The organism is Argonema antarcticum A004/B2 (assembly GCF_023333585.1).
GTDB classification, from domain to species: Bacteria; Cyanobacteriota; Cyanobacteriia; order Cyanobacteriales; family Aerosakkonemataceae; genus Argonema; species Argonema antarcticum.
On the sequence record NZ_JAIQZN010000002.1, the window covers coordinates 91308 to 112910 of the forward strand.

Here is a 21603-nt window from a genome sequence, read left to right on the forward strand (position 1 = left end):
GGGAAAAGGGAAGATTTTAGATTTCAAATTTGAAATCTGCAATTCTTCAATCTTACTCCCCCGCTCCTCCATTCTCCCCTGATGTCAACATTATGCCAATTATATGCGTGAGTGCTTAATTCATCCCAATGACCAATAACCAATGAGGAAAGCTAAAATTAAAGTCTAGGCAATATTTTGTAAATTTTTTTGAAGCAGAGGTCAACGTGACAACTTCCCTGCACTGGGAACAACGGGTTGGAAGTCAACGGGACTGGGTTTGGCGGGGCTGGCAAACGCGATATACATATATGCTGCCTACCCAGTCTGCCAAGAGTGGGACGACCTTAATCCTACTGCATGGATTCGGGACTTCTATTGGCCACTGGCGACACAATTTGACGGTGCTGAGTCAGTCTCACCCAGTTTACGCCCTGGATATGCTGGGGTTCGGCGCTTCCGAGAAAGCACTGGCGAAATATAATGTATCACTTTGGGTAGAGCAGGTCTACGACTTCTGGCGGACTTTTATCGGGCAGCCGGTTGTGTTGGTTGGCAATTCTATCGGTTCTCTGGTGTCTCTGGCAGCGGCGGCAGCCCATCCTGAAATGGTAAAGGGTATTGTGATGATGAGTCTGCCCGATCCATCGGTGGAAGAGGAAATGATTCCCTCACCATTGCGTCCGCTCGTTGCTGGGATTAAAAGCATAGTTGCTTCGCCGTGGGTACTCAAAACCCTTTTCTATTGGGTTAGAGGTCAAGGTCGAGTTCGCAGCTGGGCAGCTCTAGCTTATGCCAATCCCGAAGCTATTACTGACGAACTTGTCGATATCTTGGTTGGCCCTGCACAAGACCGGGGTTCCGCCCAAGCCTTCGCCGCCATCCTGAAAGCGATGACCAGTTCAAAGTTCGGCCCCAGTGTCAAGTCATTGTTGCCAAACTTAAAGATTCCTATGCTTTTGATCTGGGGTGGACAAGACCGGATGGTGCCGAGCAGTTTGGCCCGTCAGTTCAAACAGTACAACCTCAATTTAGAAGTGATTGAGTTAGACAATGCCGGTCACTGTCCCCACGATGAATGCCCTGAACAGGTTAATCAAATGATTTTGGACTGGGTAGAAGGCCGGTGTGGAAACGCCAGTCAGCTCGATTCGACACCGATGCCTTCTACAGTCAAAAGATCTTAACTCCCACGATGTCGGGGAAAATACTTAGCCAATCTGAACCTGGTCAGTATCTACATTTGTTGCGCCGTTAACGTTGCTGGCGACGGAAACGATCTTGTTGAGAATGTCCTGATTGGGAACTTCTCCCTTTAAAACTACAGTACCGCCAGTCTGAGCTACCCAAAGACGATCGATATCAGCTAGTTCTGAGTCTTGGTCAAAAGCGAGGGCGACGCGCTTGGCTAAACCACTTTGGTCGTACTCACCGTTCAATCCTACTCGCTCTGGGGCAATTTCCCCACCATCGGGGGCAGACTCAACTGGTGCGGGATTTGTTTGAGCATCAGCGGGTTTTTCCATTCCAAATAGGCGCTGTAAGAAACCCATTGGCGTTTTTACTCCAATAAAAAAGGACACAAGTAATAATTAAACGATTTTGTGAGATTTAGCGTATCTATCGTCAAAAAGATTTTATATTCTGCCGATACTAAGTCTTTGGATAGAGAAACGAGGGTTCTGGTTTTGTCAATGTCGCCTGACAATTCTTAATCGCGCCTATCCCATACGATGACGGGGTGGAATAGGCGCAGCGAATGAGAGTCGCAGTGAAATTGATGTGTGGTAATATGATTAGACTAAATCCTTGCTGCTTTTGAACGGCATGGAGTTCGCGATCGCGCCTCACCGTCTTTTGGCGAAGATGAAACATACCATTTCGGTTTTAGTTGAAGATGAAGCCGGTGTCTTGAGCCGGATTGCTGGTCTGTTTGCCCGCCGAGGCTTTAATATTGAAAGTCTGGCAGTTGGCCCAGCAGAGCAGATGGGAATCTCTCGGATTACGATGGTCGTTCCTGGCGATGACCGGGTAATCGAGCAACTTACTAAACAACTTTACAAGCTGATTAACGTCCTCAAGGTGCAGGACATCACCGAAACCCCTTGTGTAGAGCGAGAGTTGATGCTGCTAAAAGTGAACGCCAGTAGCACCAACCGTTCAGAAATTATTGAACTGGCTCAGATTTTTAGGGCGCGGGTGGTGGATGTGGCTGAGGAGTCTCTCACCTTGGAAGTAGTAGGAGATCCTGGTAAGATGGTGGCGATCGTCCAAGTGCTGCAAAAATTTGGCCTTCGCGAAATTGCTCGCACTGGAAAAATTGCCCTCACTCGCGAGTCAGGTGTCAATACTGAGTTTCTCAAGTCTTTGGAAGCAAAGATTTCCTGATTGGGTTACTTGCAAAAATACTAATCTCTGATTTTTTACCGCAGATGAAAGCGGATAAACAAAGTCAAAAGTCAAAAGTCAAAAGTCAAAAGTCAAAAGTCAAAAGTCAAAAGTCAAAAGTCAAATGCTTGCTGTGAATTGGTTCTGGTGTTTTAGGATGTCCTTCTTCCTTGACTACTGCTATAAATGCCTGACACTCAAAGTATTTTTGACTTTTGACTTTTGAATGAGTGACTTCCGCGTAGCGGTCTAGTCGATCAGGAGGGAGATTTTACCTGGGATCGAGCCTGTTTCCAGTAAGCGGTGGGCGTCGGCTGCTGCTTCTAAGGGAAAGGTTTTGCCGAGGTGAATTTTAAGGTTACCTCGATCGATCAAACGCGAACATTCTTCTAGAATCTTGCCTTGATGTGTTTGTGCTTCAACGAGCCCTTGCAACATCGGCGTCAGCATCAGTTCCAGGCTAATTCTGAGATTTCGCAATCTAGCTGTCTTAAAATTACCCAGGGCTGGATCTGGGTCTAAAATTGTGATGAGATCGCCGTAAACCTGTACGGTTGGAACAGTTTTGTAAAAAGTTTCGCCGCCTACTGTGTCTAAGGCGAGGTCTACTCCTTCTCCTTGAGTCCAGTCTAATGTGGCTTCGACAAAATCGGTTTGCTTGTAGAGAATTACTTTATCTGCACCGAGCTTGCGAACGAATTCGGCTTTTGACTCGGAACCAACAGTAGTGCAAATTTGGGCACCTTGCAGTTTGGCCAATTGTATCGCCACATGACCGACGCCACCAGCACCGGCGTGGATTAAAACTTTTCGTCCAGCTTCCAAACCGCCGCGATCGTATAATGCTTCCCAAGCTGTAATTAAAACTAGGGGGGCTGCTGCTGCTTCGGCAAAAGAGAGGGAAGCGGGTTTAGGGGCGACATACCGCTCTTCTACAACAGTATACTCAGCATAGTTGCCGTAGCGATCGCCCAATCCACCATAGCAAAAATATACTTCGTCGCCGACACGAAAGCGTTTGACCGCAGCACCGACTGCTTCGACGACACCAGCACCATCGCATCCTAAGATAGCGGGCATTTTATCTGGGTAGAAAGTGCCCCGCTGCCGCAGTTTGATGTCAATAGGGTTGACGCCTGCTGCCCGCAATCGTACCAAAAGTTCCGTGTCTCCCGGAACGGCTGGGTTTTCGATTTGTTGCACTTGCAGGACTTCGGGATCTCCGGCTGCTGTCATTAAGACTGCTTTCACGATATCCTCCTCACAGTTAAAGCTAGAGCCTTGTATTTGAAACTCTATCGCAAGTAGGTCTCATGAGTAAAATTGCACCAGTGAAATCTCCCAACTGGTGATTGCTCACAAAGATAGACTAGTGCAAGTGGTCAGTTGTCAGTTGTCAGTGGTAAAAATCAAGATTTCCAGCGCAATCATGGGCAATTTTTAGTGGTGAGTTATTTCCGCCATCCTGCACTAGCGCGATTCGGTTTTAACTACTTCAACCACTATGGGACAGAAAATGGATGTCAAATTGTAGCGGCTAACCAGCAGAGTTTATCGCCAGAGCAAGAAATGGTTGAAAATTCGTTAACAATTGTTCACTGTTCCAGTTCCCAGTAGTATGGATTTGACAGTTGTTCTGATTTGCTTGAATCTTGATGATTTTTCAGGAGTAAGTATCTACTCCCCTTAGTTGTTACTTTGGCGTGTTACTGCATCAAAATGACGATAAAAGCAACGCTGATGACGATCAGCAGGAAGGGAGTCCAATCGTCATCGTAATGATCTTTCTGGTCAAGATGGCGCTCAAAACCGCATTTCAGGCAGACATATCGGCGGGGGTTGCAGGGGTCGTTGACAAATGGACATTGAGCTTGATTGCACTCTTGAGTGCAGTTTTTATCTTTCGCGATCATCAAAACCCCCTATTCAGAGCAACTACCAGTTGTTAAATGCAACGAATACGATCGCAGATCGGGAAAGTTGCTTAAAATTGCAGATAATTTTAAGGGGGTAAAAAAATCATCGCAGTTTGAACCGTGCGCCAAATGTCACGGTCTAAAAATAATAGTGTTTGACTGAGGACGAATGAGAGAATGGGAAGGCTTCAATCTAGGCTTGTGCCACCTGTGAGGTTAGATGATAATTCCGTAGGCAAAGACGGAGTTGAACTTAAAAAAGATCCCCCTAAGTTCAAACTCAAGCTGCCGAAATGGTTACTAGGGCTTCTGGTTCTTGGTTTGCTAGCTGGTGGAGGCTATCTTGCATATACTCAGGTGACAACAGCTCAGCGCCAGGAAGCGAGACGCCGAATTCAAACGGTAAATGTAGAACGTGCCAATTTGCCTATCTCGATTTCTGCCAATGGTACGGTGCAACCAGAGCGATCGGTCAATGTCAGTCCGAAGAACTCTGGGGTACTAAAAGAATTGTTGGTCAAAGAGGGCGATCGCGTCAATACAGGCCAAATTCTCGCCTACATGGATAACTCCAATTCCCAGGGGCAACTGACTCAAGCAAAGGCACAACTAGCATCGGCGCAGGCAAATCTTGACAAACTGCTAGCAGGCAATCGTCCCCAGGAAATCGCCCAGGCACAAGCACAACTAGCATCGGCACAAGCAAATCTTAACAAACTGCTAACAGGCAATCGTCCTCAAGAAATCGCCCAAGCGCAAGCACAATTAGTATCCGCACAAGCAAATCTTAACAAACTGCTCACAGGCAATCGCCCTCAAGAAATCGCCCAGGCACAAGCACAATTAGTATCCGCACAAGCGAATCTTAACAAACTATTAGCAGGCAATCGCCCCCAGGAAATCGCCCAAGCGCAAGCACAATTAGTATCCGCACAAGCGAATTTGCGACAGACGGAACTCATCTTCAATCAGAATCAGCAGCTTTATAGGGCGGGTGCAATCTCTCGGCGCGAAGTAGACAGCTCGCGCACATCCTACGATACTGCCAAAGCACAAGTCGAACAGGCAAAGCAGGCGCTAAACTTGCAGCAGTCAGGCACCCGTCCAGAAGAAATTGCACAGGCACGCGCTCAAGTCGAACAAGCAAAACAGGCGCTAAACTTGCAGCAGTCAGGCACCCGTCCAGAAGAGATTACACAGGCACGCGCTCAAGTCGAACAAGCAAAACAGGCATTGGAATTACAGCGCTTAGGTGCCCGTCCCGAAGAGATAGCACAGGCACGCGCTCAAGTGATGACTGCTGAGGGGGCAATGCAAACTGTCCAGGCGCAGCTTAACGATACTGTGATTCGCGCTCCTTTTAGCGGCATTGTAACCCGCAAATTTGCCGATCCCGGTTCCTTCGTCACGCCGACTACATCTGGCAGTTCGGTTTCCTCCGCTACTTCATCTTCTATTCTGGCGCTAGCCTCGACTAACCAAATTGTTGCCAAAGTTGCTGAAACGAGTATCCCAAAAATCAAAGTCGGATTGAGCGTTACGATCGAAGCTGATGCCTATCCAGGTCAGTCCTTTCAGGGAAAGGTCGTGCAAGTTGCAACCCAGTCCACTGTAGAGCAGAACGTGACCAATTTTGAGGTCAAGATGTCTCTGGACGATCCCAAAAATCTCTTGCAGGTGGGTATGAACGTGAACGTGACGTTTAATGTGGGTACTCTGGAAAATGCGCTGGTTGTTCCAACTATAGCGATCGTGCGCCAAGAACAGGGAACGGGCGTCTATTTGGTAGGTCAAGGAGAGAATCGCAGACCCAGATTTACACCGATTACGACAGGTATAACGGTGGACGGAAAGACGGTCGTTGTTTCTGGGGTAGAAGAAGGGGACAAAGTTACGATTAGTTTTCCGACAGGAGAACGCCCAGCTTCTAGAACGCCCTCGTTAATCCCAGGTATGGGGCCTCAAGGGCCTGGCGGCGGCGGTGGCGGTGGCGGCAGAAGAAGAGGAGGGGGATGATGAAGATAGAGGAACAGAGGAGCAGAGGGGCCCAGGAGCAGAGGGGCAGAGGGAAATCGACTCAAATTCGTCCCAGGAAGGTTTCCCTGCTGGAAGTGCTGACAATGGCGGTGGAAGCGCTATGGAGCAATCGCTTACGCACGAGCTTGACAATGCTGGGGGTGATCATCGGTATTGCTTCGGTGATTGCGGTGACATCGGTTGGACAGGGAGTGCAAAAGGCAACAGAACAACAGATTCAGGCATTGGGAACGAATGTGATGCTGGTACTGACAGGGGCAGCGCGTACAGGCGGTATCAGTCAAGGATTTGGTTCGGCAAGTACGCTGACTTGGGAAGATGCCCAAGCGATCGCAAAACAAGTGCCTGCGGCCCAAGCGGTGACTGCTTATTTGCAGAGAAATGTACAGGTTGTATATGGCGATCGCAATGTCTCTACCACTATTCTAGGAGTTGACTTGAGCTATCCCGATGTGAAGGAAATACAGCCGCAGTCAGGGCAGTTTTTCACCCAGGATGATATGGATAATGCAGAACCTGTTGTTGTTTTGGGTAGCAAAGTAAAAAGCGATTTGTTTGCTTCGGGAGAGCCTGCGGTTGGTGTCAGTATTCGGATTCAGAGCGGACGCTATAGGGTGGTTGGGGTGATGGAGTCTAAAGGCTCGGTTGGAGGACAGGATCAGGACGATCGCGTCTACATTCCTCTGACGAATATGTCTTCTCGAATTGTCGGGAATAACGCTCTTAATGGTACGGCAATTAGCGGATTTTGGTTGAAATCACAAGACCAGGCGCAACTGGAAGCGGCACAGTTTCAGGTGACGAACTTGTTGCGAATTCGCCACAATATTTACCCGCCTGCGCCGGATGATTTTCGGATCAGCAATCAGATTGATATTATTAATACTTTCAGCAATGTGGTGGGATTGTTTACTGTTTTGATAAGTGCGATCGCCGGAATTTCTCTAGTTGTTGGAGGTATTGGGATTGCTAATATTATGTTGGTTTCTGTTGTAGAACGAACCCGCGAAATCGGTATCCGCAAAGCCCTTGGAGCTACCAATAGCGCTGTTTTGAGTCAATTTCTGGCGGAAGCGATTTTGGTGTCTCTGCTGGGGGGTGCGATCGGTGTTGCGATCGGTGTTGGTCTTGCTTTTTCTGCCTCTAAGGCGTTTAGTTTTCCCTTTGTCGTCTCCCTCTGGTCGGTGTTCGCCGGAATTGGCCTCGCTTTGGGTGTGGGGCTGGTTGCAGGGGTTATTCCGGCTCGGAATGCGGCACAGCTCGATCCGATCGCGGCGTTACGGAGTGATTAGGCTTAAATAAACTGAACTCCCAGAAACCGGGTTTCTCCCAGAAGTTTGAGGGGAACATGGCTTTTTTTTCCCTCGTTGGTTAAATTTTTACCGCAGATGAAGACAGATGAACGCAGATGAACGCAGATAAGAATAAGAACAGGCTCTTTCGGAGTTGCTATGCTTTTGTTTACTTAAGAACATTTTTATTTCTTTTCTCCTCTGCTCCTCTGCCCCTCTGCTCCTCTGCTCAAATAGTATAGTAAGTACGGAAGATCCAAAAATTATGGCAACTACGATCTGGATGGAAGGTATTACTAAAAGCTATCGCCTCGGCGAAATGGAGGTGCCTGTACTTAAGGGTATTGACCTCAATATTGAAGAGGGCGAGTATGTGGCGATTATGGGAATGTCGGGATCTGGTAAGTCTACGCTGATGAATATTTTGGGTTGTCTGGATCGTCCGACGGGAGGATATTATTTTTTGGATGGTAGAAACTTGACTACTATGACAAATGATGAGTTGGCGTATATCCGCAATCAGCAGATTGGTTTTGTGTTTCAACAGTTCAATTTGCTGCCCCGCGCTACGGCGTTGGAAAATGTGATGTTACCGATGGTATATGCTGGCATTTCTAAGCCGCAACGTCGTCGTAGAGCTGAGGAAGCGTTGACTCGCGTGGGTTTGGCGCAGCGGCTATCTAACCGTCCTTCTCAGTTGTCTGGGGGACAGCAGCAACGAGTTGCGATCGCACGCGCCCTCGTCAATCGTCCTGCTCTTGTTCTAGCAGATGAACCGACAGGAGCGCTAGATACCCAAACTTCTGAGGAGGTGATGGAGTTACTTGGCGACCTAAATCGTCAAGGGATTACGATCGTTATTGTTACCCACGAACCCGATATTGCAGCCCAAACTCAGCGCATAATTCACGTCAAAGATGGTTTGGTAGTTGATTAATATATTTAGAACCCCACCCCCTAACCCCCTCCCCGTTAACGGAGAGGGGGGAAATTCGGACAAGATTATGATATCCTAAAAAAATATTTACGCTCGCGGATATCCCAACCACGCCTCTAAATCTGCCACTTCGGAAAAATCTAAGAGTTCCACTCCCAAATTTTCTAATTTTTCGAGCGATAAACTGCGGATTCGTTCTTGAAATGTAGAATCAATTTCCCCAAATCGCCACGTTAATAGGCGTGTAATAAATAAAATCGCTTCCTCTTTTTTCCCTTCCTCTTTCCCTTCTTGGAGAATTTCTTGGTAAATAACAGAATTTCGCATAATATCAGCCCTCAAAATTGGTACGTACCATTTGATCAGATCGTAGGTTTTTTGGATAATCGGTAGTTCGCTCATTTTGAAAAAAAAATTGATCGCCTACGGCGAGGGGCAAAGAGAGGAAAAAGAAAAGAGAGAAAAGGGCAAGAGGACAAGAGTATAAAGGGCTACAGAGTCCACGCAACAAGACAAACAACCCGAAAACCGATGTAGTTGCCCCTGCCGCCCGCAACGAACCTGACGCGAAAAGCCGAACGGCAATTCACCGGATCGTTGAGCCACGAACCACCGCGCAGCAGCCGGGCAGACCTTTCATCTCTAGTTAGCCATATAGTTTCATCGCTAGGTGCTGCTTGATAATTATCGTGCCAATGGTCAGCACACCATTCCCATACGTTACCGTGCATATCGTAAATTCCAAAAGTATTGGGAGGAAAACTACCTACTGGGGTAGTTTCCTGACGATCTTTCCCTTTTGGCCCCGAACCGTAAGTATAATTACCATTATAATTAGCTAATTCGGAAGTAATTGTTTCACCAAAGGAAAAAGGGGTTGTTGTTCCGGCGCGACAGGCGTATTCCCATTCTGATTCGCTGGGTAGGCGGTAGGTTTTGCCAGTGTGGCGGGAAAGTCTGGCGCAAAATTCAACTGCATCATACCACGAAACACACTCTACAGGTCTATTTGCACCTTTAAATCTAGATGGATCTGAGTTAAGATCGAGATTAACTTTTGGTAGATTAGCAACAACTTTCCACTGGGCTTGAGTTACTGTATTTTTCCCCATGAAGAATGGTTTTATGGTAACCTGATGTTGTGGTCTTTCACTGTCCAGACTTTCTTTTTCAGTTTCCGGTGAACCCATTGTAAATGTACCACCAGGGATGCAAACCATATCCAGCTTGACATCATTACCTAAGTCTTCAGTGAAGTATCTAACTCTCTGCTTTTTCTTTTTCTCTATTTCGCCTTTAATGTTGACTTTCACCACTTCAAATTCAAACAAATCTATTTCATCATTTTCATCTTTGTTTACTATCTCAGCGATAACCTGTTGCTGAATATCCACCACATCTTCATCTCGGAAACCCAAGACAAACAACTGCCAATCCTTTAACTCATTAGCAGTCGCTTCATCTAAAGGATACTGACGCTGAACTTCCTTTCGATACTCGTCTTTATAACGATTTAAATTAACTAAGCGTTGATGAAAAGGCTCTAGCACACTATGAATAATTTCTTCTGCTTTCTCATCAGAAAGTCTGAATTCTCTCTGTTTAACCTTCAAAATTTCGCCTGCGCGTTTAGAAATCTCCCCCCGTCCAGCGTATTTCTCAACCTCTTGCCGAAACTTTAATTCTGGATTATTAACTGGAGCCAAACTTAGCAGAATGTTAAAACCTTCTTTATCCAGAATAATTCCAGGTTCCATTTTAGGCTTCACTTCTCGTACTTTCGTTTTAGCATATTCGTGAAGCTCCTGAGCGTAAATCTTGCCATTGCCATCTTTATCCGCAGCACCAGTTTCAATTCCTTCTACTAGATACTGAGTATAAAGAGACAGCGATAAATCCTCTTGCTGATAAGAAGGTTGAGTTGCTGTTGAAGAAGTCAGAACAACTCTACCCTCTGCACCCAGTTCTTTTTTGAAGTCAATTCCCACACTTTTTGTTTGCCACCCTTCTGCAAAAGCACCGCTGTAACAACAGTCTAGGATGATTGCTTGGCGCTTGGCGTAGCTATTCTTTGATTGTTGCTGCACAAAACTGGCTGGTACGGCTGTTGCCTCAAAGTCATCCTTTGCAGTTAATCGAGTTGCTAAATAAAGTTTGTTGTCATCATCAGTGATGCCATGTCCAGAGAAAAAAAGCAATACTAAATCATCTTTGCCACAACTTTTAAAGAGTTTTTGAATTGCTTTTGTCATCTGGACTAGCTCTGGGTCGATTAAAGTCTCAACCTCATCAAATTGTCCCATCTGATGATTTTCCAGTACCCGTTTCATCGCCGCAACGTCGTTGGGGGGAGCTGACAGAGGGGGAATACCCTCGCCGTACTCGCTCACACCAATGAGTAGCGCTACCTTTCTAGGCATTTGGCCCTCTACGCAAAGCCTCAATCAGTTTTAGGGTTGTTTGTTCGAGTTCTGCTAGTTCTTGACGGCTTTTGACTTCAAACTCAACTTCGCTATCGCCTATCTTGACCTTTCCTTTGATGGGTTTATCTTGGAGGCGATCGCCCATCCACCCCAGAAAAGTCTTAATATTAGCTATGCTGACCTCAGCCGTCAGAAATCCGGCTAGAGTAGAAAATCCTTTAGCGCCAGTTTCAGTGTCCAAGTCTTCTGTACGGTCAGCCTTCTGGACTTCATCAAGTTGACGCAACTCAGGCAATAGCTTTTTAGCAAATTTCAGGCGCTCATCATCTTCTAATTCTGCGTCAGCTAAACCGAAGGTAATTTCAAGTATATCTGTCATATTTATCCTTTGGCGGATACCAATCCAAGATAGCATGAGCTTTTACCTTACCTACAGATGTAGAGTCAATTCATAAATTGACTCTACATCTGTAATGGATGAGGCGATAAAATGTATATTTCCCCCCAAAGTTGGGGGGTTAGGGGGCAATCTTACATCGTCAAAGATTGCGGATTTGTTTCAATCAACTTCGCCAAATCTTTCAAGAAAGCTGCTGCATGGGCACCGTAAATAATACGATGATCGCAAGTAATATTTACCTGCATTTGCTGCTTCACTCCCAACATTCCATCTGCTGTTGCGACAACTTGTGGACGGGATGCGCCGATCGCAAGAATCGAACCTTGTCCGGGTGGTAAGATAGCATCAAATCGGTCTACGCCAAACATTCCCAAATTCGACAGGGTAAATGTCCCTGAATTATACTCCTGCGGTTGCAATTGCTTACTTCTGGCCCGATCGACCAAATCTTTCCAGGTGCGAGAAAGCAAGTAGATATCTACCTTGTCGGCATTTTGCAATACTGGAGTAATCAGTCCGCCGTCATCCATCGCCACTGCTACAGAAATATTAATCGCACTGCGATATTGAATTCCTTGTTCGGTATATCCCGCATTCAGTAGCGGATGTTTTTCCAATGTTACTGCAACTGCTTTAGCTAGCAACGCCGTCATCGTGACGCCTTTGGACTTGATCTGCTTATACAGTTTGTCGAGATTGTCTGTGGTGATAGTGTAGCCGACATGGTAGATAGGTACTTGCAGACTCGCCACCATATTCCGCACTACCGCATTTTGCAGGGTAGTTAAAGGGACTACTTGACCGGGGACAACTGGGGCTGGGGCTGGGGCTGGGGCGGGTTTGGCAGCTGGGGCGGGTGACGGTGCGGCAACGGGGGTTATTACTGGTGCTGCTGCGGGTGCTGTAGCCTTACCAGATGCGGCTTCCACATCCTCTGCTACAATGCGTCCGTGAGGGCCGCTGCCTTTGAGGCTATTCAAATCTACTTTTAATTCTTTTGCCAACTTTTTGGCGCGGGGAGAGACGATCTGCCGTCCGTTGTCGCCATTAGCAGAACCTGCCGCCGCTGTAACGGGCTGGGCCGTCTCGGCTGGGGCTACTTTGGCTGGGGCAGTTGCCGCAGATGGGGCTTTTTTGCTGGCTGCTTGTTGCTTCGCCGTCTCAATTTCTGCTTCCGTTTCTGCTACTAGGGCAATGGCGGCACCAACGGGGGCTACTTCACCAGCTTGGATGACGATCGTAGCTAGATAGCCCTCGTAGAAGGTTTCTACATCCATATCTGCCTTGTCGGACTCGACCACGACCACCGTTTCGCCTTTTTCAACCTTGTCCCCAGGAGATTTAACCCAGGAAACAATTTTGCCTTCGGTCATTGTAGAGCTGAGTGCGGGCATGAAAACTTCGTGGATCATGGCGTGATGTTCCGAATCGACAATTTCTTAGAATAACAGATTTTGGTATTAGTCATTGGGAAATTTCAGATTTATAAGGGAAAATTATTAATTAAAAATAAATTTGAAATCTGCAATCTAGAATATGAAATTTTTCGATGATATCATGTCCGGTAGTATCGTTAGTTTAAAAGTGATATCTTTAAATTCTCTATCTTCATCTGTGGTTAAATTTTTACCACAGATGAAGACAGATAAACACAGATGAACACAGATAAGAACGGAAATTTTTTAGAGAATCGATGCGATGCAACCAAACATGATATGACTCATGACTTCTTTGGCTAAATATCGCCGCGAATTTCTTCTACGATCCCATCTCGCAGCAGTATTTCTACTTGCATTTTCTCAACTAAGTTGTCTCCTGGCTCAATGCGGAAAATGCTTTCAATTTGGCCTTGACTGACTTCTTGGTTGAGTTCGAGGAGTTGGATTTGTTGCAGTTGTTGCAGGGCTTGATTTTTCTGTTCTAGCAGTTCGCTTTTCCTTTGATTCACCTGCATTTGAATGTTTTCAATTTGTTGCATTACCTGCGGGCCGGGGGGTTGCAGGCTTTGTTTTTGAATTTCTGTTATTGCCCGCTGTCCTTGAATTTCTAGCTGTTGCAATTGCTGGTCTGTTTGATTGAGTTGGGTTTGCAGTTGTTGCTGCGCCTCATCTTTCCAGCGGGGCGTAACGATCGCTTTGACTGTAACCGGGCGCTTTAGCAAAAGGTGGTTTGTAGAGACATCCATAACCATTTAACTTTGAATCTCTTTCTAGGGGGGGGTTTCTGTGAGTGCCTTCAGTAGTGCTGAGTGGTGAGTAATTTTTTTTCTCCGCACTCAGCACTCAACACTCAGTACTGAATGGACTGACTGTTTTTAGTACATCCCGTCGATCATATCGCGATAGCGTTCCATTACGACGGGTCGCTTAATTTTCAGGGTTTGAGTCATCATGCCGTTTTCAATGGAAAATGGCTCTAGAATCAACTTGAAAGGGCCGATGCGGTCATCGGGGCGGTAACCGGGACGGTTTTGGACTTCGCGAGTTAGTTCTTGCCGGAATAAGTCCTGGACAATTTTACTATCCAGGTTAATTTCTTGGGTGGACGAGGAATCGAGGGATATGGTTTCCTCCGGTAGGGACAGTCGCAGGTTTTGGGATGATGCCCATGTCTTGAGGGCTTCTGTGTTGGGAACAATCAAGGCACCGATCGATCGCGCATCTTGCCCTACTAGCATAATCTGATCGATATAAGGACTACGCAAGCAGGCATCTTCTAGAGGCTGCGGTTCGATATTTTCCCCATTGGTTAATACGATCGTATCCTTAGCGCGTCCGGTCAGCACCAAATCGTTCCCCGCTGTCAACCAACCCAAATCGCCGGTATCAAACCAACCTTCAGGATCGATCGCCTTCGCAGTTGCCGTAGGATTTTGATAATATCCTCGCATTACTTGTGGCCCCCGCACCAGCACTAAGCCACGCTGACCCACAGGTAGGGTTTCGCGGGTTTCTGGGTCAACAATCTTGCATTCCGTACCCGGAATTGCCTGTCCCGCCGAACCGCGCAGATTATGCCAAGGGCGACGGGCGTGGGTAACGGGGGATGTTTCTGTTAAACCAAAGCCTACCAGCACTTCTATGCCGACAATTTCAAAAAAGTTGTCTAAGTGCATTGCCAAAGAACCGCCACCGCTGAGGACGTACTTCAGTTTTCCGCCTGTAGCTTCGCGTACTTGTCGATAAACCAGGCGTTCTGCTAGTGCGTGGAGGGGGGTAAGGGCAATGGTTTGCATCGCCGCTGCTAGCTTTTGGGATGGGGATGGCGGGTAGGGTTGTAAGGTTAAACTGCGGACAATTCGCCGCGCCTCGATATACTTTTGGCTGATACCCAGCAGGGTGTTAATCAATCGTTGTTTGTTGGCGGGTTGTTCGCGAAACTGCTTTTGCACGCCTTCATAAATTGATTCCCAAAGTCGGGGTACTCCTACCATATACTGAGGTTTGTATTGCTTGAGGTCTGATTTGACGTGGCGCAGGGTGGTGTAAATCTGCCTGCAACCTTGGGATAAGAGGAAGTATTCGGCGGCGCGTTCGTAAGCGTGCCAGGTGGGGAGTATGCTTAGCACAGTCTCACCAGTTTGCGGTTGAATGACTGAACCCAAGGTGGTGACTTGGTGTAGCAGGTTACCGTGAGATAGCATTACGCCTTTCGGTTTGCCGGTGGTTCCAGATGTGTAGAGTAGGGTTGCGAGTTTATCTAGGTTTTGGCTGACTGGTTTTAATTTTTGGGAAACACCAGCTGCCATTAGCTGAGAGAAATTGAGTACTTTGAGGTTTGATGAAGTTTCTGGTTGTTCGTCCGATAGCAAGACGGCAAATTGGATGGGGAGGTCGTAAATGCGCTCGCGTATTTTTTTGAGCGTTTTGTTATCTTCTACCACCAAAACCGTACTGCCGCTATTCTCCAAAATATACAGTAATTCTTCTCGCTCTGCCGAGGCGCTGCGAACCACATCAGCTGCCCCTGCCATCATAATGCCCTGATCTGCGATCGTCCAGCGAGGACTGTTGTCGGCAATTAACGCGACGCGAGGCGGTTCTGCCGCCGGTTCGAGTCCCAACGCCTGCAAACCAGCCGCAAACTGCTGAATTTGTTGGTAGAGTTGGGGGTATGTGAGCATTACTTCTGGCTTGGCGTGGGGGTCGTGGAGGGCGACGACTTTTTCAAATCGTTGCACTGCCAGAGGCCAAATTTCCGGTAAGGACTGCACTGAGGAGTAATCTGCCATTCGTTTCAAGTTGGCACGTTCTCGTTCAGTCATTTTCAAGGAGTGGGGAGAGGCAGGCTGTTCTTTCAACATAGTCTCACATTTGAATGTCAATTTATCTTGTTTACACACTATCTCTACAATGGCGCAGTTGGAATATCTGGGGGACAGAAATGATTTTGGCTGTCTTGTTCGGGATGAGGATGTTTTTTAATGCGATCGCTATATCTAGAATTCGCCGAATCTGGCTACCATAAGATAGGGTGCGAGGAGGTTGCTGGCAGCAGATGACTGATGCGACAAGTTCAATTATTACAGTTTGGGGATATCATGGCACAAGTGCAGAGGCAGCTGAGCTAATTCTGCGAGAAGGTTTTAGTATAAAGTCTAGTAGATATCATTGGTTAGGAGACGGCGTTTACTTCTTCCAAGACGCGCCTTTACGCGCATGGGAATGGGCCCAAAGGCGTTATTCAGACCCAGCGGTGATACGTTCCTTAATCCACTTAGATCAAAACTGCATGGATTTAGTTGATATTAAGTGGTTTTCCTTAATCGATGAAATGTATCAGTTGTATTTAGCTCGATACGAACGAACACAGCAGCCTTTACCTGTACAAAATCTTGAGAGAAAGGCTCATGGTTTAGACTGTGATTTCTTCAATTTTATGGTCGGATTACTTTCCCAGAGAAGAGGAATAAGAATGCCTGCTATTCGAGGCGTATTTATGGAAGGCGAGCGAATTTTTGCTAATTCTGCCATTTTTAACCGCGCTCATATTCAGATAGCAGTTATCGATAACTCTCTTATTCAGGAGTCTAGTTTAATAGAAACACCAGGAGGAATACAATAATGCTCGATCCTAAAGAAATTGGCGATTTTCTTCGTAAGTATTTTACAGAAATCTCCGATGAGCAGTTTCTTGAAGATTACAAAAGGTTCTGTCCAGAAATCACCGATCCTGATGCCTATCAAGGTATAGAACCACTTACAGAGTCTGAGGTCAGACAAGAAGGTAATAAAGAAATAAGTGATTTGCCACAAGAATCAGAAAAAGTAAGAGAACAAGCCATTAACGAAACAAAAAATGCTTTGAAAAAGCTGATTGCTACATACCAAAATGAATTACCTAACAATTTGGTTTTCACAATTGAAGATAATACAGTTCAAGCAGTTGTTACATTTCTTCGATCGGAAGAATTAGAGACTTTACAAAAAGAAGATTTATCGCTAGTTTACCGCCAAAAGCAAGCTTCTTAATCAACCTCTATTTTCTAGTCGCCACTTAGCCCGAACGAAGCGAATTTCATCGTAAGTGAACTTTTCTTTGAGATATTCGTAGATTGGTTTAAGCGTATCAGCACTGCCAATTTCTTGTATGGCCTGCCAGATTATTTTTTGACGTTCTGGCAAAACTATTCTGTCCAAATCTACAGGTTTTCCCATTTCCATTAGTTCAACAAAATGACTCATAATAGTGCTGGTTCTTAAATTACGTTTTTGAGCAATTTCTTCCAGATTTAACCCTTGTTCAAATAGCTCAAAACTCATTAATTGCGTGTACTGTGCTGAACCTGTTTTCTCAGCATTTCTGATCTTTTTTTGGGAATCTCCAGTACTTGTTGATAGTCCTTGTTCTTGTCTGTAAACTTGAATTTCCTTAACGAAACGAGAACCGTATTTATCTACCTTTTGATCGGAGACTCCGGAAAGTTGTGCAAATTCTATTAGTGTTTGGGGTTGCACTTGAGCCATTACTTTCAGCGTAGAATCTTGAAATACAACATAAGGAGGGACAGATTGTTCGTCAGCGATTTGTTTGCGGAGTTGGCGCAAGCGATCGAACAGCATTTCCATCCCCGCTCTTTTCATATTTTTCTCGTCCTGGCTAGGGATATTTCTAGCAGGAACTACAATATGAACAGGACGCTGACGCCGCATTACTTCCCAACTGAGGGGATTGAGTTTCAGTACAGCATATCCATCTGTGGTTTGATCTAATAAACTTTGGTGTAAGAGCGATCGGGCCAAGATCTTCCACTCATCCGCAGTTTTATCTTTGCCAATTCCATAAGTAGAAAGCTCATCATGTTTATTCTGCAAAATCTTCTGATTTCGAGAACCGCGTAGCACATCAATGATATAAATCATCCCAAATCTTTCATGACAACGAGCTACGCAAGAAAGGAACTTCATCGCTTCAGTTGTCCAGTCTTCCAATGGTTGAGGTTGACGACAGTTATCGCAATTACCACAATTACCCGGAAAAAACTCTCCGAAATAACTTAACTGCATTGTCCGACGACAGTCTGTACCTTGAGCGTAGTCAATCATGCGACGCAACTGTTGACGCGCAATTTTTTGTTCTTTTTCGTCTGTTTTTTGGTCAATCCCCCACTCGATTTTCTTGATGTCACCATAACTGAAGAATATTGTACAACGAGCTGGTTCTCCATCTCGTCCGGCGCGTCCTGCTTCTTGGTAATAACCTTCTAAATTGCGGGATAAGTCGTAGTGAACTACTAAGCGCACATCTGGTTTATTGATACCCATACCAAAAGCAACTGTCGCTACCATAACTTGTACGTCATCGCGAATGAAACGAGTTTGATTGCTGGTGCGTTCTTCGTCACTCAATCCGGCGTGGTAAGGTAAAGCTTTAATGTCATCTTTCTGTAGCTTAAAGGCGAGTTCGTCAACTGAGCGACGACTGAGACAATATATAATTACTGCACCTTTGATCTTGCGAATTTGCGATAATAATTCTGTGTAGGTACTTTTCTGTTTGGGACGAACTTCGTAGTAAAGATTTTGGCGATTGAAACTGGCAATGTGGACGCTGGGTTGTCGCAGTGTAAGCTGTTGGATGATGTCTTGACGGACGCGATCGGTGGCGGTGGCAGTTAGCGCCATAATGGGAACGTCGGGATAGCGTTGGCGCAATAGCTGCAATTGGCGGTATTCTGGACGAAAGTCGTGTCCCCACTCGGAGACGCAGTGCGCTTCGTCGATCGCAAAACCAGCAATCCCAATTTGGTGCTTTACTAAGTCTATAAATGGCAGAAATCTCTCGCTGAGCAAGCGTTCTGGGGCAACATAGAGGAGTTTGGTGTGACCGTTGCGAATGGCTTCTTCGCGCGATCGCACCTGGTAACTGTTCAAGCTACTATTGAGAAATGTGGCCCCAATGCCATTATTTTTTAGCGCGTCCACTTGGTCTTGCATTAGGGAAATCAGCGGCGAAACCACCACCGTCAAACCGGATTTTAGCAGTGCTGGTAGTTGAAAACACAAAGATTTGCCGCCGCCAGTAGGCATGACGATCAGCAAATCCCGGTTTTGCAGGGCTTCTTCTACTATCTGCTGCTGTCCTGGGCGGAAACTGTCGTAGCCAAAATAATGTTTGAGTGCTTTTTCCAGGGAGCGAAACTGAGACATGATGGAGTGGATTTTCAGATATTATACCTGCACCTTAGCTTCATAATGGTACTTGGAAAGTCGTTCAGTAAAGAAACCTATGCCGAAAGCTGTTTGGAATGGTGCTACTTTAGCCGAAAGCGATCAGTGCCAAGTTGTGGAAGGAAACCAATACTTCCCGCCTGATGCAATTAACAAGGAGTATTTCAAGGAAAGCAATACTCACTCGACTTGCCCCTGGAAGGGCGTCGCCAGTTACTATAGTATCGAAGTTGATGGGCAACTGAACAAAGATGCGGCCTGGTACTACCCGCAACCTAAAGACGCCGCTAAGAATATTGAGGGTTATGTGGCATTTTGGAAGGGTGTGAAGGTGGAGGTGTAGGAAAACCTCACCCCCTAGCCCCCTCTCCGATCTCGGAGAGGGGGGTGAAGAGAAGAACCTCACCCCCCCAACCCCCCTCTCCGAGATCGGAGAGGGGGGTGAAGAGAAGAATATGGAGGGGTGGGTGGGATGGGCGAGACGCCCGTCCATCCCTGGTTATTTCAGGGCACGCTGGACGCCTTTACGCCTGATCCGATCTCTGATGAAAACTAAACAAGGTAGGTAAATTATGGTTCAAGCCTTACCTAAAAGCAAGCTAGTAACCTTTGAGGAGTTTGCCCAATGGAAACCAGAAGAGGGAAGGTATGAACTGCATGATGGGATAATTATTGAGATGTCACAGCCACTGGGAGGACATGAAGAAGTTAAAGGTTTTTTAACTACGGAGTTAGCCTTTGAATATAGAAGATTAAATCTGCCTTACTTTATACCTAATCAAGCATTGGTCAAACCACCTGATAGCGAATCAGGTTATTTACCAGACGTTCTATTACTGAACCGTCCCAATTTGGTCAACGAACCTTTGTGGAAGAAAGAATCTACAGTTACTCAGGGTGCATCAGTCACCTTGGTGATTGAAGTTGTCAGCACCAATTGGCGTGTTGATTATTTGACTAAGGTTAAAGACTATGAGGAAATCGGTATTCCAGAATATTGGATTGCTGATTACTTGGCTTTGGGCGGTAGACGATTTATCGGTAGTCCCAAACAACCAACTATCTTTATTCACGAACTGATAGATGGAGAATACCAAGTTAGTCAGTTCAGAGGTGACGACCGGATAGTATCGCCAACTTTCCCAGAGTTAACCCTAACTGCTAACCTGATTTTTCAAGCGGGTGTCTAGATAATTATTAGTAGTTGAACCATGATTGCTATCTCTGCATCATATCCTTTTTTGACCTCTTTTTTTGCCTAACTCCCGTTAATTAATGGATGCGATCGCATTGTCGATCGAAATCATTGGTAGGGACACGGCATGATTAACATTATTCATCTCGTGCAAAATCTTTCTTTTGCCTTGTCCCTACTGTTACTTATCCTTCTTATAAAACCACAGATAAACACAGATGAATTTAACTTTATCTGTGTTTATCTGTGGTAAAAAATCCGAAATTAAGATGTTTGTCAGATGCTTAGTCCACGCTTTTTGGACTAAGCTATTAGCCTGGGATTTCAAGATGTTGTTGGTAAATTGATGAGATTTTAATTCTACACAAAGCCACTGACTTCGCTTGGGGCCCGCCAGCGATTCAAATCGCTGGCTAATAGCGAAAGTCCACTCAAGTGGACTGAATACTAATCTGACAGTCCACTTTAGTGGACTTTAGCTATTAGCCCTGCACTTGAGTGCAGGGCGGGTGTGGGCGAGACCACCAACTTTGGCAACAGCATCTTTAAATCCCCGGCGGGTCAGGGCGCAGGTGCAAGATATAGCTAGGGACTAGGGGCTAGGGGCTAGGGACTAGGGAAGAGGGAAGAGGGAAAAGGTTACTCCGTAAGGGATTATGGACTAAAGGTAACAGTTGGAGTTGGCTTAATCGCCCTGGCGGTTGCTATATCAGTAAAACCAAAGATGCTGCCCAAGTTTTCACCAAACTGAATATTGGCTTTACTCCGTTCCCGCCAAAAGATTATGTAGGGGCGAAGCATTGCGGAATTAACGTTTCGGTTTTCAATTAAGATTAATCCCGCAATGCTTCGCCCTCCCACTATACATAGTCTTCCACAACCGTTGGGAGTAATATCTACACTGTAGCAAGATTAAGGGTGTAGTTACTGTTACTAGATGAGCCGGTACTGACGACAACGAAGTAGGTATCTGCTCCTAAACTGCGGCTGAATGATTCCGTGCCGCCAGAGCCAACAGTTCTATCGTTCACATACTCGTTAGAATCGATTTGCCCATTGCCGTTGGTATCTACATAGAGCGTTACACCAACATTAGCAGTCGTACCGTTTAAGGTCAGCCTGAAGTTGCTGGGACTACCCAAGACGAAGCGGTAAAAATCCTGGCGGTCAGTCCTGCCCACAAACTCATTGAAAGTGCGGCTACCGTTCAACAAACCACCATCTATCAAACCATCCCGCGTATTGTTAGCAGTGAGTCCAAGAGAGTAGTTCGTGTTACGACCTTCGGAGTCTGGTTGGAGGCGAACGAAATATGTACCCGCCCCCAAACTGCGGGGGAAGATGAGGCGCGATCGCATTTCTAAAT

The 21603-nt window shown here is 46.2% G+C and carries 20 protein-coding genes and 1 pseudogene; 10 read left to right on the forward strand and 11 right to left on the reverse strand.

Annotated features, from left to right (window positions below):
- The first annotated feature begins 206 nt into the window (after nucleotides 1–206).
- The gene (locus LAY57_RS01575; RefSeq protein ID WP_249064535.1) at nucleotides 207–1166 is read left to right on the forward strand and encodes an alpha/beta fold hydrolase; all 960 of its coding nucleotides are present in this window, start codon (nucleotides 207–209) and stop codon (nucleotides 1164–1166) included.
- Nucleotides 1167–1190: 24 nt separating this feature from the next.
- Here the strand turns inward: LAY57_RS01575 and LAY57_RS01580 are convergent, their stop codons facing one another.
- Complete coding sequence (locus LAY57_RS01580; RefSeq protein WP_249064536.1) at nucleotides 1191–1532, reverse strand: BON domain-containing protein; 342 nt, start codon at nucleotides 1530–1532, stop codon at nucleotides 1191–1193.
- Nucleotides 1533–1845: 313 nt separating this feature from the next.
- Here LAY57_RS01580 and ilvN point away from each other — a divergent pair, with 313 nt between their 5' ends.
- Nucleotides 1846–2367: an acetolactate synthase small subunit gene (ilvN, locus tag LAY57_RS01585; RefSeq protein ID WP_249064589.1), complete on the forward strand. Its 522-nt coding sequence runs from the start codon at nucleotides 1846–1848 to the stop codon at nucleotides 2365–2367.
- A gap of 249 nt (nucleotides 2368–2616) precedes the next feature.
- On the opposite strand, the gene LAY57_RS01590 is transcribed toward ilvN, so the two are convergent.
- The gene (locus tag LAY57_RS01590; protein WP_249064537.1) at nucleotides 2617–3618 is read right to left on the reverse strand and encodes a zinc-dependent alcohol dehydrogenase family protein; all 1002 of its coding nucleotides are present in this window, start codon (nucleotides 3616–3618) and stop codon (nucleotides 2617–2619) included.
- Between the two features lie 219 nt (nucleotides 3619–3837).
- Between LAY57_RS01590 and LAY57_RS36385 the strand changes: the two are divergent.
- Nucleotides 3838–3975 (forward strand): annotated as a pseudogene (locus tag LAY57_RS36385) (IS607 family transposase); the annotation flags it as partial.
- A 98-nt stretch (nucleotides 3976–4073) separates the two neighbouring features.
- On the opposite strand, the gene LAY57_RS01600 reads toward LAY57_RS36385, so the two are convergent.
- Complete coding sequence (locus LAY57_RS01600) at nucleotides 4074–4280, reverse strand: hypothetical protein (RefSeq protein ID WP_249064539.1); 207 nt, start codon at nucleotides 4278–4280, stop codon at nucleotides 4074–4076.
- A 180-nt stretch (nucleotides 4281–4460) separates the two neighbouring features.
- Here LAY57_RS01600 and LAY57_RS01605 point away from each other — a divergent pair, with 180 nt between their 5' ends.
- The 3 genes from LAY57_RS01605 (at nucleotide 4461) to LAY57_RS01615 (ending at nucleotide 8549) form a co-directional block, all read left to right on the forward strand.
- Entirely contained in the window at nucleotides 4461–6299 is a 1839-nt protein-coding gene (locus LAY57_RS01605) for an efflux RND transporter periplasmic adaptor subunit (RefSeq protein ID WP_249064540.1), read from the forward strand.
- Nucleotides 6296–7612, forward strand: coding sequence for an ABC transporter permease (locus LAY57_RS01610; protein WP_249064541.1), 1317 nt, complete (start codon nucleotides 6296–6298; stop codon nucleotides 7610–7612). Before LAY57_RS01605 ends, LAY57_RS01610 begins: the two co-directional genes overlap by 4 nt.
- A gap of 265 nt (nucleotides 7613–7877) precedes the next feature.
- A complete protein-coding gene (locus tag LAY57_RS01615; RefSeq protein ID WP_249064542.1) occupies nucleotides 7878–8549 on the forward strand; it encodes an ABC transporter ATP-binding protein in 672 nt (223 codons plus the stop codon).
- 87 nt (nucleotides 8550–8636) lie between these two features.
- Here the strand turns inward: LAY57_RS01615 and LAY57_RS01620 are convergent, their stop codons facing one another.
- From LAY57_RS01620 to LAY57_RS01645, 6 genes are all read right to left on the reverse strand, one after another.
- Nucleotides 8637–8951 (reverse strand): DUF4351 domain-containing protein, encoded by a 315-nt coding sequence (locus tag LAY57_RS01620; protein WP_249064543.1) that lies wholly within the window; start codon nucleotides 8949–8951, stop codon nucleotides 8637–8639.
- A gap of 89 nt (nucleotides 8952–9040) precedes the next feature.
- Nucleotides 9041–10969, reverse strand: coding sequence for a caspase, EACC1-associated type (locus tag LAY57_RS01625; RefSeq protein WP_249064544.1), 1929 nt, complete (start codon nucleotides 10967–10969; stop codon nucleotides 9041–9043).
- Nucleotides 10962–11387, reverse strand: a complete 426-nt coding sequence (locus LAY57_RS01630; protein WP_249064545.1) for a hypothetical protein — start codon at nucleotides 11385–11387, stop codon at nucleotides 10962–10964. Before LAY57_RS01630 ends, LAY57_RS01625 begins: the two co-directional genes overlap by 8 nt.
- Before the next feature lie 116 nt (nucleotides 11388–11503).
- Entirely contained in the window at nucleotides 11504–12784 is a 1281-nt protein-coding gene (locus LAY57_RS01635; RefSeq protein WP_249064546.1) for a dihydrolipoamide acetyltransferase family protein, read from the reverse strand.
- A 323-nt stretch (nucleotides 12785–13107) separates the two neighbouring features.
- Entirely contained in the window at nucleotides 13108–13557 is a 450-nt protein-coding gene (locus LAY57_RS01640) for a YlqD family protein (RefSeq protein WP_249064547.1), read from the reverse strand.
- 129 nt (nucleotides 13558–13686) lie between these two features.
- Entirely contained in the window at nucleotides 13687–15675 is a 1989-nt protein-coding gene (locus LAY57_RS01645) for an AMP-dependent synthetase/ligase (protein ID WP_249064548.1), read from the reverse strand.
- A 194-nt stretch (nucleotides 15676–15869) separates the two neighbouring features.
- Between LAY57_RS01645 and LAY57_RS01650 the strand changes: the two genes are divergently transcribed.
- Nucleotides 15870–16436 (forward strand): poly(ADP-ribose) polymerase family protein, encoded by a 567-nt coding sequence (locus tag LAY57_RS01650; RefSeq protein ID WP_249064549.1) that lies wholly within the window; start codon nucleotides 15870–15872, stop codon nucleotides 16434–16436.
- Entirely contained in the window at nucleotides 16436–16843 is a 408-nt protein-coding gene (locus tag LAY57_RS01655) for a hypothetical protein (RefSeq protein ID WP_249064550.1), read from the forward strand. Before LAY57_RS01650 ends, LAY57_RS01655 begins: the two co-directional genes overlap by 1 nt.
- Here the strand turns inward: LAY57_RS01655 and recQ are convergent, their stop codons facing one another.
- Nucleotides 16844–19021, reverse strand: coding sequence for a DNA helicase RecQ (recQ, locus tag LAY57_RS01660; protein WP_249064551.1), 2178 nt, complete (start codon nucleotides 19019–19021; stop codon nucleotides 16844–16846).
- Between the two features lie 79 nt (nucleotides 19022–19100).
- Here recQ and LAY57_RS01665 point away from each other — a divergent pair, with 79 nt between their 5' ends.
- Nucleotides 19101–19385 carry a DUF427 domain-containing protein gene (locus tag LAY57_RS01665; RefSeq protein WP_249064552.1) on the forward strand — a complete coding sequence of 95 codons (285 nt, stop codon included), beginning with the start codon at nucleotides 19101–19103 and terminating at the stop codon, nucleotides 19383–19385.
- Nucleotides 19386–19614: 229 nt separating this feature from the next.
- The gene (locus LAY57_RS01670; protein WP_249064553.1) at nucleotides 19615–20232 is read left to right on the forward strand and encodes a Uma2 family endonuclease; all 618 of its coding nucleotides are present in this window, start codon (nucleotides 19615–19617) and stop codon (nucleotides 20230–20232) included.
- Between the two features lie 901 nt (nucleotides 20233–21133).
- Here LAY57_RS01670 and LAY57_RS01675 read toward each other — a convergent pair.
- Nucleotides 21134–21595, reverse strand: coding sequence for a pre-peptidase C-terminal domain-containing protein (locus tag LAY57_RS01675; RefSeq protein WP_249064554.1), 462 nt, complete (start codon nucleotides 21593–21595; stop codon nucleotides 21134–21136).
- Nucleotides 21596–21603: the final 8 nt, after the last annotated feature.

Excerpts from the sequence above, each read along its gene's own strand:
- LAY57_RS01580 (WP_249064536.1), bottom strand. The coding sequence starts at position 1,532 with ATGGGTTTCTTACAGCGCCTATTTGGAATGGAAAAACCCGCTGATGCT.
- ilvN (WP_249064589.1), top strand. The coding sequence starts at position 1,846 with ATGAAACATACCATTTCGGTTTTAGTTGAAGATGAAGCCGGTGTCTTG.
- LAY57_RS01600 (WP_249064539.1), bottom strand. The coding sequence starts at position 4,280 with ATGATCGCGAAAGATAAAAACTGCACTCAAGAGTGCAATCAAGCTCAA.
- LAY57_RS01605 (WP_249064540.1), top strand. The coding sequence starts at position 4,461 with ATGGGAAGGCTTCAATCTAGGCTTGTGCCACCTGTGAGGTTAGATGAT.
- LAY57_RS01610 (WP_249064541.1), top strand. The coding sequence starts at position 6,296 with ATGATGAAGATAGAGGAACAGAGGAGCAGAGGGGCCCAGGAGCAGAGG.
- LAY57_RS01615 (WP_249064542.1), top strand. The coding sequence starts at position 7,878 with ATGGCAACTACGATCTGGATGGAAGGTATTACTAAAAGCTATCGCCTC.
- LAY57_RS01620 (WP_249064543.1), bottom strand. The coding sequence starts at position 8,951 with ATGAGCGAACTACCGATTATCCAAAAAACCTACGATCTGATCAAATGG.
- LAY57_RS01625 (WP_249064544.1), bottom strand. The coding sequence starts at position 10,969 with ATGCCTAGAAAGGTAGCGCTACTCATTGGTGTGAGCGAGTACGGCGAG.
- LAY57_RS01630 (WP_249064545.1), bottom strand. The coding sequence starts at position 11,387 with ATGCTATCTTGGATTGGTATCCGCCAAAGGATAAATATGACAGATATA.
- LAY57_RS01635 (WP_249064546.1), bottom strand. The coding sequence starts at position 12,784 with ATGATCCACGAAGTTTTCATGCCCGCACTCAGCTCTACAATGACCGAA.
- LAY57_RS01640 (WP_249064547.1), bottom strand. The coding sequence starts at position 13,557 with ATGGATGTCTCTACAAACCACCTTTTGCTAAAGCGCCCGGTTACAGTC.
- LAY57_RS01645 (WP_249064548.1), bottom strand. The coding sequence starts at position 15,675 with ATGTTGAAAGAACAGCCTGCCTCTCCCCACTCCTTGAAAATGACTGAA.
- LAY57_RS01650 (WP_249064549.1), top strand. The coding sequence starts at position 15,870 with ATGACTGATGCGACAAGTTCAATTATTACAGTTTGGGGATATCATGGC.
- LAY57_RS01655 (WP_249064550.1), top strand. The coding sequence starts at position 16,436 with ATGCTCGATCCTAAAGAAATTGGCGATTTTCTTCGTAAGTATTTTACA.
- recQ (WP_249064551.1), bottom strand. The coding sequence starts at position 19,021 with ATGTCTCAGTTTCGCTCCCTGGAAAAAGCACTCAAACATTATTTTGGC.
- LAY57_RS01665 (WP_249064552.1), top strand. The coding sequence starts at position 19,101 with ATGCCGAAAGCTGTTTGGAATGGTGCTACTTTAGCCGAAAGCGATCAG.
- LAY57_RS01670 (WP_249064553.1), top strand. The coding sequence starts at position 19,615 with ATGGTTCAAGCCTTACCTAAAAGCAAGCTAGTAACCTTTGAGGAGTTT.
- LAY57_RS01675 (WP_249064554.1), bottom strand. The coding sequence starts at position 21,595 with ATGCGATCGCGCCTCATCTTCCCCCGCAGTTTGGGGGCGGGTACATAT.